This is a genomic window from Leptolyngbya sp. UWPOB_LEPTO1 (assembly GCF_017302695.1).
GTDB classification, from domain to species: Bacteria; Cyanobacteriota; Cyanobacteriia; order Leptolyngbyales; family Leptolyngbyaceae; genus Leptolyngbya; species Leptolyngbya boryana.
Genome location: NZ_JAFLCJ010000010.1, coordinates 118,808 through 130,985, shown reverse-complemented (window position 1 = coordinate 130,985; position 12,178 = coordinate 118,808). Strand labels below are relative to the sequence as shown.

General features: G+C 46.6%; 13 protein-coding genes. 11 read left to right on the top strand and 2 right to left on the bottom strand.

The window, feature by feature from the left end; all coding sequences use genetic code 11:
• The first annotated feature begins 81 nt into the window (after positions 1-81).
• From J0L70_RS16430 to J0L70_RS16395, 8 genes are all read left to right on the top strand, one after another.
• Positions 82-786 carry a HEAT repeat domain-containing protein gene (locus tag J0L70_RS16430; protein WP_287455289.1) on the top strand — a complete coding sequence of 235 codons (705 nt, stop codon included), beginning with the start codon at positions 82-84 and terminating at the stop codon, positions 784-786.
• A gap of 192 nt (positions 787-978) precedes the next feature.
• Complete coding sequence (locus J0L70_RS16425; RefSeq protein WP_017288741.1) at positions 979-2,814, top strand: polysaccharide deacetylase family protein; 1,836 nt, start codon at positions 979-981, stop codon at positions 2,812-2,814.
• Positions 2,815-2,989: 175 nt separating this feature from the next.
• Positions 2,990-3,184: a heavy-metal-associated domain-containing protein gene (locus J0L70_RS16420; protein WP_287455288.1), complete on the top strand. Its 195-nt coding sequence runs from the start codon at positions 2,990-2,992 to the stop codon at positions 3,182-3,184.
• Positions 3,185-3,204: 20 nt separating this feature from the next.
• Positions 3,205-5,466: a heavy metal translocating P-type ATPase gene (locus J0L70_RS16415; protein WP_287455287.1), complete on the top strand. Its 2,262-nt coding sequence runs from the start codon at positions 3,205-3,207 to the stop codon at positions 5,464-5,466.
• Entirely contained in the window at positions 5,463-5,717 is a 255-nt protein-coding gene (locus J0L70_RS16410; protein WP_017288744.1) for a hypothetical protein, read from the top strand. The genes J0L70_RS16415 and J0L70_RS16410 overlap by 4 nt, the downstream gene beginning before the upstream one ends.
• On the top strand, positions 5,717-6,127 hold the full coding sequence (locus tag J0L70_RS16405; protein ID WP_017288745.1) for a MerR family DNA-binding protein: 411 nt from the start codon (positions 5,717-5,719) through the stop codon (positions 6,125-6,127). Before J0L70_RS16410 ends, J0L70_RS16405 begins: the two co-directional genes overlap by 1 nt.
• Positions 6,128-6,169: 42 nt before the next feature.
• Entirely contained in the window at positions 6,170-6,520 is a 351-nt protein-coding gene (locus tag J0L70_RS16400; RefSeq protein WP_287455286.1) for a hypothetical protein, read from the top strand.
• An 82-nt stretch (positions 6,521-6,602) separates the two neighbouring features.
• A complete protein-coding gene (locus J0L70_RS16395; protein ID WP_287455285.1) occupies positions 6,603-7,253 on the top strand; it encodes an HAD family hydrolase in 651 nt (216 codons plus the stop codon).
• Here J0L70_RS16395 and J0L70_RS16390 read toward each other — a convergent pair.
• On the bottom strand, positions 7,219-7,419 hold the full coding sequence (locus J0L70_RS16390) for a hypothetical protein (RefSeq protein ID WP_190651982.1): 201 nt from the start codon (positions 7,417-7,419) through the stop codon (positions 7,219-7,221). The genes J0L70_RS16395 and J0L70_RS16390 overlap by 35 nt on opposite strands.
• A 260-nt stretch (positions 7,420-7,679) precedes the next feature.
• On the opposite strand from J0L70_RS16390, the gene ligA reads away from it, so the two are divergent.
• On the top strand, positions 7,680-9,701 hold the full coding sequence (ligA, locus tag J0L70_RS16385; protein ID WP_287455284.1) for an NAD-dependent DNA ligase LigA: 2,022 nt from the start codon (positions 7,680-7,682) through the stop codon (positions 9,699-9,701).
• A 212-nt stretch (positions 9,702-9,913) separates the two neighbouring features.
• On the opposite strand, the gene J0L70_RS16380 is transcribed toward ligA, so the two are convergent.
• Positions 9,914-10,276: a hypothetical protein gene (locus J0L70_RS16380; RefSeq protein ID WP_287455283.1), complete on the bottom strand. Its 363-nt coding sequence runs from the start codon at positions 10,274-10,276 to the stop codon at positions 9,914-9,916.
• Between the two features lie 211 nt (positions 10,277-10,487).
• On the opposite strand from J0L70_RS16380, the gene J0L70_RS16375 reads away from it, so the two are divergent.
• Both J0L70_RS16375 and J0L70_RS16370 read left to right on the top strand, forming a co-directional pair.
• Positions 10,488-11,369 carry a YwqG family protein gene (locus tag J0L70_RS16375; RefSeq protein ID WP_287455282.1) on the top strand — a complete coding sequence of 294 codons (882 nt, stop codon included), beginning with the start codon at positions 10,488-10,490 and terminating at the stop codon, positions 11,367-11,369.
• Positions 11,370-11,841: 472 nt separating this feature from the next.
• Positions 11,842-12,051 (top strand): hypothetical protein, encoded by a 210-nt coding sequence (locus J0L70_RS16370; protein ID WP_287455281.1) that lies wholly within the window; start codon positions 11,842-11,844, stop codon positions 12,049-12,051.
• The last annotated feature ends 127 nt before the right edge of the window (positions 12,052-12,178 follow it).

The window sequence follows — 12,178 nt, the reverse complement described above, 5'->3', positions numbered from 1 at the left end:
AACGTAAAGCAAATCCCATTATAGATTTGTTCGGGAAGCCTCCCTTCATAGAGGCGGCACAGAACTCGGAATTCTGTCACAATGAAAATGCAATTTTTAAGTTTTGTAAAAAATATGAGTCTCAGCCTCAACCAAATCGCTCAGCAACTCGACAGTGACAGTACCCGCGATCGCATGGTAGCGCTTGCCAATCTGCGAGATATTCCGGCTGAGGACGCTGTGCCCTTGATTAAAAAAGTCTTGAATGATCAGAGTTTACAAATTCGATCGATGGCTGTGTTTGCGTTAGGAATTAAGCAAACCGATGAAAGTTTTCCGATCCTCCTCAATATTCTCGAAACCGAATCGGACTACGGGATTCGCGCAGATGCGGCTGGAGCATTGGGCTATTTAGAAGACATCAGAGCCTTTGAGCCATTGGTGCGACTGTTTTATGAAGATACCGACTGGCTTGTGAGATTTAGTGCAGCCGTTGCCTTGGGGAATTTGAAAGATGCACGGGCGAAACAAGTGCTGATGGAGGCATTAGACAGCGAAGAAATTGTCGTGCAGCAAGCTGCGATCGCGGCTTTGGGAGAGATTAAAGCCGTCGATGCGGTCAACGCAATTTTGCGCTTCGCTCAATCTGAAGATTGGTTGATTCGTCAACGATTGGCAGAGGCGTTGGGAAATATGCCCAGCGAGAAGAGTCTGTCTGCTTTGAAATATTTGGAAAAAGACGGTAATCCGAATGTGGCAGCAGCGGCTCGTGTCGCGCTAGAGCGTTTGAGTACTGAAGATATTTGAGTACTGAAAATATTTGCGATCGTGTCTCAGTGAATTCTATACAAGTTGTTCAAGGCAGAGATTTTTCACCGGATTGGGAGAGACTAGCAGGGAAATGATTGACAAGCATCCCTCTCGTTGTGTAATTTGCATGACTTAGGGATGCAAGTCAAATCGAGTATATAGTTCAAGTGACCTTCCCCTGACCTCACCATGAAAAAATCCCCTTGGACTCGTTTGTTGGGCTTCTCGAAACAGATCGCTCCCAAAGCTGGCTGGCAATTTCTAGCCGTTGGGAGTTTACCGCTTCTGGTTGGGGCAGGTGCGATCGTTGCTTCAGGGAATCGCTGGCTGCCAACTGAAGTGGCTCCCCAGATTTCATCGCTAACTCCCACGTTCTTAGCCAACGAGCCGCCGCAACTCAACTCTAGTTTGAGTGTCGCCATTGCTCCCGTTTGTGCCCAGGGGACGCAATTGGGATATCAAGCATCCACATCGATTCCCACTGATTTCAAACCAACGACATTCAGAGCCAAATCATCTGAATTTGCGAAAGATTGGCAAGCAAAACTCGCAGAAGCACCGTTTCCGCAAATCAATCCAAGAGCGCGATTGGCGAAAGTTCCGATCCTGATGTATCACGACATCGTAGCGGAGAAAGAAGTCTTTTTTGATGTGACTCCTCAAGAGTTTGAGGCACATCTAAAATTGATTCAACAAAATGGGTTGACTCCGATTAGCTTGGATCAACTCGTCGAACATTTGAAAACTGGGATTCCTTTGCCTGCTAAGCCAGTCGTTCTCACCTTTGATGATGGTTACTTAGGACATTATAAATATGTCTATCCTTTATTGAAGAAGTACGGGTATCCGGGTGCGTTTTCGATTTATCCTGCCAAAATTGACAAGCCTAGAGGCCGTCCGGGGATGAATTGGGCGCAGATTCAGGAGATGGCGGCTGATCCGTTAATCACGATCGCATCGCACAGTGTCAATCATCCAGCGGATTTACGCGAGATTAAGGATGATGCAAAGTTAGCGTTTGAGATGACCGAATCGAAACGGATGCTCGAAGCCAAGCTAGGAATTCCGATTCGATATTTTGTCTATCCAGAAGGCAAGAACGACGAGCGAGTTCAACAAGCTGCGATCGCGGCGGGGTATCAAGCGGCTTGGACAATGAGCGACGAGGCAAACTTGTTTGCAGCGGAGTCTGAGAACTTATTCAATATTTCACGGATTGGACAGTCCCAAACTGAGAAAGTGATCGCCGAAGCCAACGGCGGACCTGCCATGACTTTCTTCAAAAATGGTCTGAATTTCAGCGCACCTGTGGAGTTGACTAAGACCACTGTGAATAAAGTGCCCTTGATTTTGGCAGCCGGTGGAAAACCGACGACGATTCATGCGAAAACTCGGGCGCAGGTTGTAGAAATTAAGCAGGGAACGCCTGCGATCGCGGCAGTTGATGGGGGCTTTTTCTCGCTGGAATTTCTCGATTCTAATAAGATGATTGGACCTGTGATGAGTTCTGCAACTGGCGAATTCGTTGCGGCTCCTCAAGGATCACTCTCTAAGTTAGAAGGGCGACCGCTCGTGTTAATTAACGATCAAACGATTCGATATATCCCGTTTGATCCGTTGAAACACAACACGCGTGAGGGAGTCGAGGCAGAATTGCTTGGGGTGAAAGATGCATTTGTAGCAGGAGCTTGGTTAGTCAAAGATGGCAAACCTCAGTCGGCAGAGACATTTAGAGGATTGTTTGGCTTTGATGCAGAGCGCGATCGCGCGTTCTGGGGAATTGATCAAGCTGATCGTCCGGTTGTCGGAGTTTCGGGTGATTATGTCAACTCCGTGAATCTCGGTGAAGCGCTAGCAAAAGCAGGATTGCGAGAAGCCGTAATGCTCGATTCGGGAGCCAGTGCCGCGCTGGCATTCAAAGGGGAGTCAATGATGAGCTATACGCCCCGCCCAGTCCCTCATATTGTGGCATTGATGCCGCCTGTACAAACAGATTCGGCTTGTCAAACGGCTGCAAAGCCCTAGGGTTAGAAAGTAGTGCATCAAATTGAAAAGAAGGCTGTTGTTCTGAATTCCAGAATGGCAGCCTTCTTTCTCATGCTTCAGACAGAATCTAAAAAAATAACTTGACTCTCCAGCCCACTAGAGATTTCAGAATGATCATATAAAGATTCCAAATTTCAGTTCAGGAGTTTGATTCATGTCCTTACAACTTACGGTTCCGAATATGGCGTGTTCTGCTTGTAGCGATACGATTACCAGCGCGATCAAATCGATCGATCCAACTGCGATCGTGACCGCTGATACCAAAACTAAACTTGTCCAAATCGAGACACAGGCTTCAGAAACTGCTGTAAAACAAGCGATTACGGATGCAGGTTACACGGTTGCTTAGTTCTTTTCCTAATTTGTCTTATGGAAACCACCACGCTCAAACTTCAAGGCATGAGTTGTGCCGCCTGCACGAAGAATATTGAAGATGCGATTCGCTCAGTCGAGGGTGTCAATGAGTGCAGCGTCAATTTTGGCGCAGAGCAAGCCACGATCGCTTACGATTCTCGCAAAACCAATCTAGCTGAGATTCAGCAAGCTGTTGATGACGCAGGTTATTCTGCTCAGCCGATGCAAGAGAATGTGCTAGCGGATGAAGAGGATGCAGACCAGCGAGAACGACAAGTTCAAAATCGCAAGTTGCGCCGCAAAGTCTGGGTCGCTTGCATCATCAGCGCTGTGTTGGTGATCGGGTCGCTTCCTGCCATGCTCGGACTGCCGATTCCCTGGATTCCGATGGAGTTGCATGATCCACTGACTCAGTTGATATTGACAACGCCTGTGCTGTTTTGGTGTGGTGCGTCTTTTTTTATCCATGCCTGGAAAGCTCTGAAGCGACACACTGCGACGATGGATACCTTAGTTGCGATCGGGACGGGTTCTGCTTACCTATATTCTCTATTTCCAACGTTTTTTCCACAGTGGTTTATCGCTCAAGGGCTTGCTCCAGACGTTTACTTTGAAGCGGCATGTGTGATTATTGCGCTGCTTTTACTAGGTCGGTTGTTAGAACATCGTGCTAAAGGACGCACTTCTGAGGCGATTCGTAAACTGATTGGGTTGCAGGCAAGAACAGCGCGCGTGATTCGCCAAGGACAGGAGATGGATGTCCCGATCGCGGAAGTGACGGTCGGAGATCTCGTGATTGTGCGTCCTGGTGAAAAGATTCCGGTCGATGGGGAGATTATTGAAGGTCGATCGACGATCGAGGAATCGATGGTTACAGGTGAAAGTGTGCCTGTGAGTAAACAAGTTGGCGATGAGGTGATTGGAGCGACTTTAAATAAAACAGGTCGCTTTATCTTCAGAGCAACACGAGTGGGCAAAGATACTTTTCTCGCTCAGATTGTGAAACTGGTGCAGCAAGCACAAGGCTCAAAAGCTCCGATTCAACGCTTGGCAGACCAAGTGACCGGATGGTTCGTTCCGGTGGTGATAGCCATTGCGATCGCAACGTTTATTCTCTGGTACAACGTCATGGGCAATGTGACGATGGCGTTGATTCCGACAGTTGGCGTGCTTATTATTGCCTGTCCCTGTGCATTAGGTTTAGCAACTCCGACCTCGATTATGGTCGGTACGGGTAAAGGTGCAGAGAATGGCATCTTAATCAAAGGAGCAGAGAGTTTAGAACTGGCGCATAAACTACAAACAATCGTTCTCGACAAAACTGGAACAATTACCCAAGGGAAACCAACGGTCACGGATTTTGTTACGGTTCGAGGGACTGCGAATCGTAATGAATTAAATCTGCTCCGTTTAGCTGCTGCGATCGAGCAAAACTCAGAACATCCCTTAGCAGAAGCAGTCGTGCACTATGCACAAGCTCAAACTGTCGAACTCACGAGCGCTCAAGACTTTGAAGCGATCGCGGGAAGTGGAGTTCAAGGTTATGTCGCGGATCAACTGATTCAGATTGGCACACATCGCTGGATGACAGAATTAGGCATTGAGACGAGCATTTTGCGATCGCAGTGGGATCGACTCGAATCACTGGGCAAAACGGTTGTCTGGATTGCGGTCGATCGCCAAGTTGAAGCAATTATGGGGATCGCAGATGCGGTAAAACCTTCGTCGATTTCTGCAATTCGTGCTTTACAAAAGCTCGGCTTAGAAGTCGTCATGCTGACGGGAGACAATCGCCGGACTGCTGATGTGATTGCACGCGAGGTGAATATTCAGCGGGTGTTTGCAGAAGTCCGCCCTGATGAAAAAGCTGCAACTGTTGAAACTTTGCAATCTGAAGGCAAAATTGTTGCGATGGTGGGTGATGGCATCAATGATGCGCCTGCTCTTGCACAAGCAGATGTGGGAATCGCGATCGGAACCGGAACCGATGTTGCGATCGCGGCGAGTGATATCACTCTAATTTCTGGGGACTTACAAGGCATTGTGACTGCCATTCAACTCAGTCGTGCCACGATTCGCAACATTCGGCAAAATCTGTTCTTTGCGTTTATCTATAACGTCGCAGGCATTCCGATCGCGGCTGGCATTCTTTACCCGTTCTTTGGTTGGTTACTCAATCCAATTATTGCAGGAGCAGCGATGGCATTTAGCTCTGTTTCTGTTGTTACGAACGCGCTCCGACTTCGCAATTTTCAACCCAAGCCCTTTGGAAGATGAAAAACACACTCATTGCTATTTTAGGATTACTTTTGATGAATCGTGCAGTGGCTCAAACTCCTCACAACATGGAAATGCAGCCTGCTCAAACTGGACAGTTCCATCGCATCGAACAGCCACTTGAGAATAAAGCGATCGTCACTTTAGGCGGGATAGGATTAATCAGTCTAGAACTGTGGTGGTTCCTATCGAGCAAACCTAAACGTCGCAAGGGTTCGCCTCAAAGCGAAATTCAAACAGGAGAGAACTAATGTTGGTTCAAGAAGACGCAAAACTGATTGGTACAGTTGCAAGAGAAAGCGGAATTCCGATTAAAACAATCCGCTACTACGAGGAGCTAGGCTTACTCAAAACTGTAGGCAGAACAGAAGGCGGATTTCGATTATTTAGCGCGGATGTATTCACTCGTCTAAATTTCATCAAGCGGGCGCAACATTTGGGCATGAGTCTATCGGAGATTCATGAGTTTTTAGAAGTACACGATCAAGGAGATCTGCCATGTGAGCGGGTTCAGCAGGCGCTCAAAGGTAAATTGAGTGACATCGATCGCCAAATTCAGCAACTCCAAATACTCAAGCAGGAATTAGAAGAATTACTCGCACAGCAAGCCACAAATTCTGCTGCAACCATTTGTCCAATCATTGAAAGTGAATCGAATTGATCAACTTAAGCTAAGCTTGTTTGTAGCGCAATTTCATTTCCGATGAGCCTTCAGGAACAAATTCAACAACAGCGAGTAAAACACATCATCAGTAGCTATCAGTTAGATAGCGAAAACATTGAGCTGTGCCAAGACTGTTTGACCGAATTGTTACAACTGTATCCGCCTGCCTTGATCGAACTGGCACTGGTCGAAATTCTGGTGCAAAACTGGGTGAAAGTTCCCATGACCCGAGGAATTGAGTTTTTTCAGCAAGTTCAAGCGTTATTGCACCATTGGCAGGCGGACCAGATCGCGATCTCGTTTACGCCAACTGAATTTCAACAAGTTACTGGCTTAGATGCCACTCCAATTTTCGGTGTCCCTTCAACGCGATCGATCGCTCAGTGCTAAGCCAAAAAATATCCGCTGAATAGATGGCTAGTTGTGCCGATTCACGCTATCCTTAGCCGTGAAGTTTTGTGAAGGTACGATCGTGCAATCGCTAAAGGCTATTCTCTACGACTTGGATGGAACGATCGCAGACACTGACCCGATTCATTTTATTGCCTGGCAGGACTGTCTCAAAGAATTCGGCATTGAGATCACCGAAACCTTCTATAAGCAGGAAATGAGCGGTAGTACGAACCCGCGCTTGATCGCAAAATTCTTACCTCAGTTAAGTGCTGCTGAGGGTGAAGCACTTTCAGAACAAAAAGAAGCCCGGTTTCGTGCGCTTGCGCAGCAATTACTGCTCACTCCCGGCTTGATAGATCTGATCGACTGGGCAAAACAGCGGCATATCCAGCAAGCAGTGGTGACGAATGCACCTCGTAAGAATGCTCAGTTTATGCTGAAGGCTTTGCAATTAGATGATGTGTTCGATCGCGTCATTCTGGCGGAAGAAGTCGGCATCGGCAAGCCTGATCCCGCACCCTATACTTATGCATTGAAACAATTTGGACTCGAACCCGATCAAGCGATCGCGTTTGAGGATTCACCTCTAGGGATTCAATCTGCGATCGCTGCCGGAATTTTGACCGTTGGTATCGCATCGACTCAAACCCCAAAGGATTTAAAACACATGGGAACCACGCTGGCGATTCAGGACTTTACTGCTCCAGAACTTTGGGCGCTGCTTGATTAGGGGTGTTTGGGATTCCCCACTGATCTGCGATCGCATCTGACCACGTTACGTCAGGAGCAATCTCTTCTAAACTCACAAATGCATCAAACATGCCACCAGCTTCTGAAATAGGGGTTTCTTCGGATTCAGGTTTGGGGGCGCGTGGAATTTCGGATGGGGGGTTCATACACATTTTCCAGAACGAATCGGGACCTTAACAACGTTCTTTGCTCAATCTGGTATCACCCTTCTGTAATCGTACTGAGACAGAGTACATGCGTCAATCCTGTCTCAGTCTTATTTTTTCATCCTCAAATTTTCAGCTTGCTTGAGCTTAATCAACGAAAATAGTACTAAAATACTGAAGCTTTTGACATCATTTTCCTGGTAGAGGAGTGATTTTAGCAAGTAAACTATGCTCTGATTGAGATTGGCAGAGGAAAAGGCATGGATTCAGTCGCACAGTTGACCCCGGAAACTCAGCAGCGTGTCCAAGAACTTAGACGCTTGTTACAGCAGGCAAGTTATGACTATTACGTGCTAGATGCGCCGACGATCGAAGATTCGGTCTACGATCAGCTTTACCGTGAACTACAAACGATCGAGTCGCACTACCCAGAACTAATTACCCCAGACAGTCCGACGCAACGAGTCGGAGAACGTCCTGCTAGCCACTTTACTTCAGTCAAGCACAATATTCCACTCTACAGCTTAGAAAATGCCTTCGGAAATGCCGACTTGGCGACTTGGGAACAGCGTTGGCGGAAAGTTGCGCCCGATGTGACTGAATTTGAGTATGTCTGCGAACTGAAAATTGATGGCAATGCCTTGGCGCTGACGTATGAAAATGGGGTGCTGGTGCGGGGTGCAACCCGTGGAGATGGAATGACCGGAGAAGAAATTACTCAGAATGTGCGGGCGATTCGGTCTGTGCCGCTGCGCCTGAATTTAGAAAATCCGCCGCCTGTGGTCGAAGTTCGAGGCGAGGCATTTCTTTCTCTCGACTCGTTCGAGCAGATTAACCGCGATCGCGAAAAAGCCGGAGAATCACTTTTCGCCAATCCCCGCAATGCGGCTGCCGGAACCTTACGCCAGCTTGATTCTAAAATCGTCGCCCAGCGTCGGCTCGATTTCTTTGCTTACACGCTGCATGTTCTAGGTGAACTAGAAACGCAATGGCAGGCTTTAGAACTCTTACGAGAAATGGGATTCCGAGTCAATCCAGAACGAGAAAAGTGTGCTGATTTACAAGCTGTTCAGGACTATTGCGATCGCTGGTCAGTCGATCGTACTCAACTCCGCTATATGACAGATGGAGTTGTGATCAAACTCAATTCGTTTGCCCTGCAAACTCGACTTGGATTTACCCAGAAATTTCCACGTTGGGCGATCGCGCTGAAATATCCGGCAGAAGAAGCTCCAACGATTTTAGAAAACATTAGTGTCAATGTTGGACGAACAGGCGCAATTACACCTGTTGCCGAACTGAAACCTGTGCAACTAGCAGGCACAACGGTGTCGCGAGCAACTTTGCATAATCGCGATCGCATTGCTGAACTCGATTGTCGAATTGGCGATACTGTGATTGTTCGCAAAGCAGGAGAGATTATTCCTGAAGTTGTGCGAGTGCTGACCGAGTTGCGTCCAGAGAATGCCCGACTGTTTGAAATGCCGACGCATTGTCCGGAGTGTCATGAACCAGTTGTGAAACCCGAAAATGAAGCGGTAACGCGATGTATTAATGCTTCTTGTCCTGCGATCTTACGCGGTGCATTAACGCACTGGGCAAGCCGTGACGCATTAGATATCAACGGCGTAGGCGAGAAATTAGTGGCTCAACTCGTGGATCAAAATCTCGTGAATTCTGTTGCGGGACTGTACGATTTAACGATCGAGAACCTTCTGACGCTAGAGCGCATGGGCAAAAAATCCGCCGAGAAGATTGTCAAAGCAATCCAAGATTCTAAATCTCAGCCCTGGTCACGAGTGTTGTACGGGTTAGGCATTCGGCATGTTGGCAGTGTGAATGCTCAAACTCTAACCCAGGCGTTTCCAAGTGTTGAAGAATTAGCAGCAGCAACACCTGAGCAGATTTCAGCCGTGCCAGGATTTGGATCTGAGATTGCCCAATCGGTCTCGCAGTGGTTTCAGAATCATGGCAACCAGGAACTCATCGATCGCTTACGCCAAGCTGAAATTCAACTCAAAGGCGAAGTTGTACCAGTTGCTCAAGTTGAGACAGCAATTTCAGGAAAAACCTTTGTGATTACTGGAACTTTGCCGACCCTGAAGCGGGATGAAGCACAAGCCTTGATTCAGAAAGCAGGCGGTAAAGTAACGGATTCTGTGAGTAAGAAGACAGATTACTTAGTTGCTGGAGAGAAGGCAGGCTCGAAACTGGAAAAGGCGCAAACGTTAGGAGTCTCAATCCTTTCGGAAGCGGATCTAGTTCAACTCATCCAGGGGTAAGGTCAAAATTAGACTGTTTTCAAAATCGATTTTTATGCGTGGGTCTGATTATGATTCGGTCATGATGTCTCCTGGGGAATCATTGTTTCCTAGCGAATGGAATTCGCGGCTAAACGAACAAAGTGTGCCTTCGCACACTAACAGCCATTTTCCGAATCAGTCCGCGACGGCGGACTTCGTTTGTATAGCCCCGAATTTTATTCGGAAGGCATTCATTGGGGATTCAATTTGAGATAGGCTTTTGCTTTCGCCATGCTGATGACATGCTCTAGATATTCGTATTGTTGCCAGAGGTGCTTTTCTTGAGGAGTCAGCGATTCGGCTTTATGTTTTTCAGAAAGTTGATCGATTTGAGCTTGTAGCGTTTCTGAGGGGCGCAATGCAAGAATCTCTTTGGGAGTCGAAAGATTCGCAAGAAATTCCAGAACTTCTGCAAAACCTGTAAATCCAGTCTGTGGGCTAGCAATCAGTTCATCAAGTCCCACTTCTAGAACTTGAGACAAGCTTTGCTCTTGAGCATTGAGGCGCGTTGGCAGCGCTTCAGGAAGGTCGATCGTGAATTTCATGGAAGTCATGAAATTCAACATTGTGGTAAATGAAGTCACTAAGAATTTCGTCTGCGGTTTGCGAAATCACCCACTTCGGCTAGCAGGCTCTGTACAATGGCTTCCATAGCTATCCATCCGGTGCATTTGTGATTATGTGCACCCTAAGCGATGGGCAGCTTTCTTGTCACAATTCTGTCCAAACTACTATTATATAGTTATATAGTGATAAACTAAAGCTATGACTATGCAATTGATGAAAGAACAAATCAAACGATTGATTGCTGAGCATAATTTAGAGAGAGTCTCTAAACGCATTGAGGAACTACTTGTCCCTGCAATTCACATTTCTAAGTTAAATAGAGGTACTGGTAGTATTGGTACTTCTCGCATCGGTGGTTTGCCAGATGTTCCTCAAGATTTTGAATATCCATATTGCCAGGGGCATCCTCTTGGTTTCTTAGCCCAAATCAATTGCTCTGATTTGATCAATTATGATGTTGGTAGCGCTCTCCCCCATCGTGGAATGCTCTACTTCTTCTACGACATGGTTGAGAAACCTTGGGGATATGATCCGAAGCATCGTGGAGGTTCAGCGGTTGTTCACATTCCTGCAGCTACATCTGAGACACTCAGTAGATATGAGTTACCGCTGGGAAGCAACATTGAGGAGTTATGTCTTCAAGAGTACAATATCGGCTTCAAGGTGATTCCATCGCTACCAAGTCACTATGCATCCACAATTTTTGACCAGGAAGACTTCAATCCAGAAGAAATTGACAACTATTTCAATTTGCTCAATGATCTTAAGCAAGAATGTGTTCAGGATGAACCCTTACATCAGCTTTTGGGGCACTCGAATAATCTTCAGGGGGATATGCAAATAGAGTGCCAATTAGTCTTTCATGGATTATATTGCGGCAATTCTAGCGGTTATCAAGACCCCAGAGCGAAGGTTCTAAAGATTGATGCTTCTGAATGGCGGCTTCTCTTGCAAATTGACTCGGATGATGACATCGGTGCAATGTGGGGGGATGTTGGCTTAATATTTTTCTGGATTCGTAAATTTGACCTTAAAGAGAGACAGTTTAGTAAGACATGGACGATTCTGCAATGCGGATAATAAGCACATTAGAACGCTACAGAATCGGGTCGAGATATCGAGTATCAAATTGAATTCCGTTGTATCAAATTAAATGCCGTGGACAACGGAAAGCCTTAAGCATAAAGGATTTGCATTCCGAACTCAGCGATGCGTGAGGTTGATCGCAGATTAGAACGCAATCCAGATTTCCCGAAATGGGATGTCTTAATTCGACCGCTTAACGGGTAAATTCATTAACGGAAATCGCCTTAAAGGACGAATAGCTTTCTTGTCGAGCCTCTAATTAAAACTGTCCGAAGTATTGGAAATTGTCTCTACGATTATTTTGGCATGATGATTCGGTTTAGATTAAGTGCGATTCGGAATCCTCACCCGCTATACCGAAAACGCAGAACCCAAATGGTATTTCACTGAACTTCAAACGATCGCCTAATCCGCGATCGTGCTGCCTCACCTTAAAATTAAGAGAACCGAGTTCAAACTATGGCTGATGACCATTCAAGAACTAGAACAGCAACTTCTCAACCTTGAGCCTGCTGAAAAACTTCGTCTCATTCAACGTCTCAGCCAGAGCTTAGCTCCTCAGAAATCTAATGCTTCGCTCGTCGATTTTTTCCGTAACTCACCGCTTTGTAAAGTCGCCGATGAAATCGATCTGAACCGCGATCGCAGCCTAATTCCCGATCAAGTTCATTTGTGAAATACTGACGATCATCAATGCTTTCTGGTAAAACGCTCAACCTCGCCATTCCGCATTTCATCCGCGTTGAAAATTCCAGTTAACTCTCAATGTAACCTCGAATAGACCTGAAATTCTCGCTATCATA

Excerpts from the sequence above, each read along its gene's own strand:
- J0L70_RS16375 (WP_287455282.1), top strand. The coding sequence starts at position 10,488 with ATGACTATGCAATTGATGAAAGAACAAATCAAACGATTGATTGCTGAG.
- J0L70_RS16380 (WP_287455283.1), bottom strand. The coding sequence starts at position 10,276 with ATGACTTCCATGAAATTCACGATCGACCTTCCTGAAGCGCTGCCAACG.
- J0L70_RS16400 (WP_287455286.1), top strand. The coding sequence starts at position 6,170 with ATGAGCCTTCAGGAACAAATTCAACAACAGCGAGTAAAACACATCATC.
- J0L70_RS16425 (WP_017288741.1), top strand. The coding sequence starts at position 979 with ATGAAAAAATCCCCTTGGACTCGTTTGTTGGGCTTCTCGAAACAGATC.
- J0L70_RS16390 (WP_190651982.1), bottom strand. The coding sequence starts at position 7,419 with ATGAACCCCCCATCCGAAATTCCACGCGCCCCCAAACCTGAATCCGAA.
- J0L70_RS16370 (WP_287455281.1), top strand. The coding sequence starts at position 11,842 with ATGACCATTCAAGAACTAGAACAGCAACTTCTCAACCTTGAGCCTGCT.
- J0L70_RS16430 (WP_287455289.1), top strand. The coding sequence starts at position 82 with ATGAAAATGCAATTTTTAAGTTTTGTAAAAAATATGAGTCTCAGCCTC.
- J0L70_RS16415 (WP_287455287.1), top strand. The coding sequence starts at position 3,205 with ATGGAAACCACCACGCTCAAACTTCAAGGCATGAGTTGTGCCGCCTGC.
- ligA (WP_287455284.1), top strand. The coding sequence starts at position 7,680 with ATGGATTCAGTCGCACAGTTGACCCCGGAAACTCAGCAGCGTGTCCAA.
- J0L70_RS16420 (WP_287455288.1), top strand. The coding sequence starts at position 2,990 with ATGTCCTTACAACTTACGGTTCCGAATATGGCGTGTTCTGCTTGTAGC.
- J0L70_RS16410 (WP_017288744.1), top strand. The coding sequence starts at position 5,463 with ATGAAAAACACACTCATTGCTATTTTAGGATTACTTTTGATGAATCGT.
- J0L70_RS16405 (WP_017288745.1), top strand. The coding sequence starts at position 5,717 with ATGTTGGTTCAAGAAGACGCAAAACTGATTGGTACAGTTGCAAGAGAA.